We start from the raw sequence: 5,383 nt of genomic DNA on the forward strand, positions 1-5,383 counted from the left end.
GATCAATCTTAAACTCTACAGAACTCAGATAATTTGGGTTGTGATACTCGTTCAGTAAATGTTCTTTTGCATATACACTTCGCATATACCAACCAACTTCAGATAGGTTTTCGCATAACATTTTAACGATTGCAGTTGCCCAACTTCCGCCACCAATAACGGCAAATTTCAAATTCTTGTTCATATCCTATGATAAGTATAGTAATTAAAAAATAGGTAAATTATACCTTTTATACATATATCTCAGTATCAATAAAATACATTTTTGGCACGCCTTTTGAAATCGTTATCGTATAAACAGTAAAACCTACGCCTTATGAAAACGATAAAATTACTTTTAGGAATTGTACTGAGCACAGTATTATTTACATCTTGTTATACCGAAACTGTAGTTGTTGAAGATCCTTATGTAGAACCAACAATTACTTTAGCAGAACTTTTAGGTTCGTATGAACTTTGGTATGTAAATATTCATGAAACCACAGGAAGTGGCGAAGTTCCATTTTTACAACGTGCATTTACCGTTTCATTTCGTGGAGGAACATTATATGCAAACAACAATATTGCTGGAATAGGATTTAATGGAAGCGGATTTGGTATTGATGTTGGTTTTTATGATACAAATATCGATGTGGTTCGAATAGACCATGATATTGACGGATTTTATCCATTAGAAGTATATCAATTAACAGATAGAAGAATTAGATTATACGATAGAAATAGCAATACAAGCTATTTCTTAACTGGATACCAAAGAGCTACTTTTGATTACGACTTTGTATTCTACGATAACATTCATTACTTCTTACAAGAATATGAAGCATGGAAAAAAGTATTTACGAGTACTGCAGGTGAAATAAATGCTTTTGATGAAGAAAACTATATGGCATTTTTACCAGATGGATTTGGTGATACGTTCTTATCATCAAGAGATGAAGTTGGAACACCAATAGCAGATCTAATTTGGGATTACGAAGGAAATTATACAATATATGATGTAGAAGGAGACGAGTACTCAAAAGTTTTAACATTAGATTATGATTATCTAGACAATGAATACTTTGAATTAAGCGTTATAGATGACGAAAACATTCAATTGTTTCACCCAAGTTCTGGAACAACATACGAATTCTCTGGTAGCGGTTATATTGCGTATTTAAGAGAAGGAAAAGGTGAAACAAAAGGAAAAGTGGCAAAAAAGAGAAAGAAAATTATAAACAAAAAATTTATTAAAGAGAACTTTAATAAATAGGAAGTTTTTTTGGTTGGTTATTTAGTTTGGAAACAGCTTTTAGAGAAATCTAGAAGCTGTTTCCCTTTTTGGCATATTTATTGTCTTATAGCATTTGGAAATCACAATGATTTTCGTACTTTAACCTAGTAATAAATAATAATTAAAAGAAAGAAAAATTATGGGATTATTTTCGTTCATCAAAGAAGCAGGAGCAAAAATTTTCGGAGGAAAATCTGAAACAGAAAAAGCAGCTGAAGCAGCAGCAGCAAGTGCAGCAGCAGCAGAAGCAGTAGCAGTGGCAAATGCAGCAAATGCAGCAGCAATTGCAGAGACAATTAAAGATTTAGATCTACATGTAGACGATTTAACTGTTTCTATTGAAGGTGATACAGCTACAATTTCTGGTTTGGCACATGACCAAGCAACAAAAGAAAAAGTAGTTTTAGTAGTAGGAAATACAGCAGGAATTGCTACAGTTGATGATCAAATGACTGTCGAACATGTAGAGCCAGAAGCTCAGTTTCATACAGTAGCTAGTGGTGATACTTTAGGTAAAATAGCTAAAAATTATTACGGAAATGCTATGAAGTATCCTGTAATTTTTGAAGCTAACAAGCCAATGCTTACTGATCCTGATAAAATTTATCCAGGTCAAGTATTACGTATACCTCACATGGATTAATACAATTACAAGTTAAATAAAAGCGCAACTAAATGTTGCGCTTTTTTTGTTTGAGTTGTTTCAAGCCTGTCGAGAAATATAAGATAATAACTTATTCCAACACTTTTTCCAAGGCCTCAATATCATAAGGTTTTGCAATGATAGTTTTATCCGTATCTAAGAGTATATACGTTGGTGTAGCTCCAACGTCATAGGTATTTGAAATTGGATTATCCCATTTCCCTAAACCTAATACATGAATAAAATCAGGATATTCAGCAATGGCTTTTTGCCAACCTTCTGCTTCATCTTCAAGCCCAACAGCAATCACCTGAATGTTTGGTTTTGAAGAAAGAATTGTTTTTACTATTGGTAATTCATCAAGACAATGTCCACAAGTGCTACTCCAAAAAATAACTAAATAGTGTTCAGCGATATCTAAATCATGAAGTGATGTTGTCATTGTTTCTCCATGTTGTGATACTGCTAAATCAAAATTCTGAGCTTTTTTCCCAATCTGGTTATTTTCATATGTTTTAAGTCCATCCAATAAAGTCAGATAATTACCTTCTTCAGCTAACGTCATTAAATACGTTTGAGAAATATAGTTTGCTACTTCCGGATTGTCCATGTTTTTAAATCTACTCCAAATCATTTCTAGTAGCATCGTTTTTATATCTAAATCTGCTTGAGTCATTTTATTTACCAAGTGATCTATATCTTCTTTGTAAGTATCACTCGAGGTATTTGCCGACATTCCAAAGACATACGCTAACACACGGTCTACTAAAAAGTCTGAGCTTTGTAAAAGTGTATTACTAAAATCAATATTTGATAAAAAAGTGCGTTTTAAGTTAGAAGAATACGTAGATAAATCTTCATACGACTCAGGAATATATGGTGTGTTTGCTTTAATAAAAGTAGAAGCCATATTACCTTTTGAAGCCTCTTCAAATGCAACTTGGGTGTCTTTTAGAGTTTTAAAAATATCACGAAATGCTTTTTTATCTGTGCTTTCCTGTGTGTAATAATTACTTATGGTCATATTAACCATTTCCATACTATTGGTATATGAAGACCATAATTTATTTTCATTACCATCAGTAAATTCTAGACCTTGTGCTACACTGTATGTTAGTGACGTACTTTCTTTACCATTGTAGATGAAATCAAAATTGTTTTCTTCAGGTGGAAGTGCATATACAATTTTGTAAATTCCAGCAGTCATTGAAGAATCTAAAGGAATAGTGAAGTTCCCAGTTTCATCAATTTGCGCTCTGTCAACATAATCTGAACCAGTTGGAGTTGCATGGTACAAAAAAGCATAAGTGTAATCTGATGCAGGTGAAAAGGTGCCATTAATACTGTGTTGCGAAAATAAACTTAATGGGATAAATAGTAGGAAGACATATATATATTTCATGTGTTCAATTTAGTGTTATTGTTTGTGATTAAGCCTTCAAATATTAAGCCGTTTTTTATTTCATTATAGATTCTAAAACAGACAATGCTTGTCTTACCGATTTGATATGCTCAAAAGTTAATAGAAGACGTAAACCGTTTCTAGTCTGTTTTTCTTTCATTTTACAGTCTTTTGGATGGGTTTGTACAAACTTTAAAACCCTTGTAAAATTATCACTCTGGTAAAACGCGCTTTGTTGGTCGTTTATGAAATAGCCTATAAAACGGCCTTGTTTCATAATAATTTTTTCTAATCCGATTTTAGTTGCGATCCATTTTACTCGTACACTATTCAATAAATCTACAACTTGAACTGGTAACTCTCCAAAACGGTCTAAGATTTCGCTTTCAAAAGTATTGAGGTCGTCCTCCGTTTTAAGTGTATTGAGTTTGGTGTATAGATTCAGACGTTCAGTAATATTATTAACATAATCATCAGGAAATAATAATTCAAAATCTGTGTCAATTGTAATGTCTTTAACGTATTCCTTCTCTTTTCCGTCGTCTTGATATAAATCCTTAAACTCATTTTCTTTAAGCTCTTCAATAGCTTCGTTTAAGATTTTCTGATAGGTGTCAAAACCAATATCATTTATAAATCCACTTTGTTCACCACCAAGTAAATCACCAGCACCACGAATTTCTAGATCTTTCATTGCAATATTAAAACCACTTCCTAATTCGGTAAACTGTTCAAGAGCAGTTATCCGTTTGCGCGCATCGTTTGTCATAGCTGAATATTCAGGTGTAATAAAATAACAGAATGCTTTTTTGTTACTTCTACCAACTCGTCCGCGCATTTGATGCAAATCACTTAATCCGAAATTATTTGCATTATTTATAAAGATAGTATTCGCATTTGGAACATCGAGCCCACTTTCAACGATGGTTGTACTTACTAAAACATCAAACTCACCATTCATAAATGCCAACATGAGTTGCTCAAGTTTTTTACCTTCCATCTGTCCGTGACCTATTGCGATTTTAGCATCTGGCACGAGTCGTTGGATCATACCAGCAACCTCCTTAATGTTTTCAATTCTATTATGAATAAAAAAGATTTGACCACCACGTTGAATTTCATAGGTCACAGCATCTCTAATAGTTTCTTCATTAAACCGAATCACATGACTTTCTATAGGATAACGATTTGGAGGCGCAGTTGTGATTACTGATAAATCACGAGCAGCCATCAAACTAAATTGAAGTGTTCTTGGAATAGGTGTTGCAGTTAATGTTAAGACATCTACATTATCTTTTAGAGCCTTTAATTTTTCCTTTACAGCTACACCAAACTTTTGTTCTTCATCAACGATAAGCAATCCTAAATCTTTAAATTTTACATTTTTATTTACCAATTGGTGTGTCCCAATAATGATATCAACATGACCTTTTTCCAGTTTCTCTAATGTGATTCTTTTCTCTTTAGCAGTTCTGAAACGGTTCAAGTAATCTACCGTAACTGGGAAATCTTTAAGACGCTCAGTAAATGTTTTATTATGTTGATAGGCAAGAATAGTTGTAGGTACTAAAACGGCAACTTGTTTTCCATTATCTACGGCTTTAAAAGCAGCACGTATTGCAACTTCCGTTTTACCAAAACCGACATCACCACAAACGAGACGATCCATTGGTCGTTCACTTTCCATGTCTGCTTTAATATCTGCAGTTGATGTGATTTGATCAGGAGTGTCCTCATAAATAAAAGAAGCTTCAAGTTCATGCTGAAGATAACTATCAGGCCTGTACTGGTAGCCTTTTTCTAGTTTACGTTTAGCGTAGACTTTGATGAGGTTGAAGGCAATTTCCTTAACCCTAGATTTGGTTTTTTGCTTTAAAGTTTTCCAAGCTTTACTTCCGAGTTTATAGACTTTAGGAGGTTTTCCATCTTTTCCATTAAACTTGGTGATTTTATGAAGCGAATGGATACTCAAATACAAAATATCACGCTCACCATATACTAATTTAATGGCCTCTTGTTTTTTGCCTTCGACATCAATTTTTTGAAGACCTCCAAATTTTCCAAT

At 33.3% G+C, this 5,383-nt stretch carries 4 protein-coding genes and 1 pseudogene; 2 read left to right on the forward strand and 3 right to left on the reverse strand.

The annotated features are described in order from the left end of the window. A pseudogene (locus AB8B90_RS04735) lies at positions 1-184 on the reverse strand (glycerol-3-phosphate dehydrogenase); the annotation flags it as partial. A gap of 132 nt (positions 185-316) precedes the next feature. Between AB8B90_RS04735 and AB8B90_RS04740 the strand changes: the two are divergent. Both AB8B90_RS04740 and lysM read left to right on the forward strand, forming a co-directional pair. After that, positions 317-1,252, forward strand: coding sequence for a nicotinic acid mononucleotide adenyltransferase (locus AB8B90_RS04740; protein WP_405334174.1), 936 nt, complete (start codon positions 317-319; stop codon positions 1,250-1,252). Positions 1,253-1,412: 160 nt separating this feature from the next. Then, positions 1,413-1,916, forward strand: coding sequence for a peptidoglycan-binding protein LysM (gene lysM, locus AB8B90_RS04745; RefSeq protein WP_405334176.1), 504 nt, complete (start codon positions 1,413-1,415; stop codon positions 1,914-1,916). A gap of 91 nt (positions 1,917-2,007) precedes the next feature. On the opposite strand, the gene AB8B90_RS04750 is transcribed toward lysM, so the two are convergent. Together AB8B90_RS04750 and mfd are read right to left on the reverse strand one after the other, a co-directional pair. Then, on the reverse strand, positions 2,008-3,318 hold the full coding sequence (locus tag AB8B90_RS04750; protein WP_405334177.1) for a TlpA family protein disulfide reductase: 1,311 nt from the start codon (positions 3,316-3,318) through the stop codon (positions 2,008-2,010). 55 nt (positions 3,319-3,373) lie between these two features. Next, positions 3,374-5,383: transcription-repair coupling factor (mfd, locus tag AB8B90_RS04755; protein WP_405334180.1), on the reverse strand; the 2,010-nt coding region annotated here is incomplete at its 5' end.

The sequence above is a fragment of the Psychroserpens sp. genome, from assembly GCF_045105015.1.
GTDB lineage: Bacteria > Bacteroidota > Bacteroidia > Flavobacteriales > Flavobacteriaceae > Psychroserpens.

Excerpts from the sequence above, each read along its gene's own strand:
- AB8B90_RS04740 (WP_405334174.1), top strand. The coding sequence starts at position 317 with ATGAAAACGATAAAATTACTTTTAGGAATTGTACTGAGCACAGTATTA.
- AB8B90_RS04750 (WP_405334177.1), bottom strand. The coding sequence starts at position 3,318 with ATGAAATATATATATGTCTTCCTACTATTTATCCCATTAAGTTTATTT.
- lysM (WP_405334176.1), top strand. The coding sequence starts at position 1,413 with ATGGGATTATTTTCGTTCATCAAAGAAGCAGGAGCAAAAATTTTCGGA.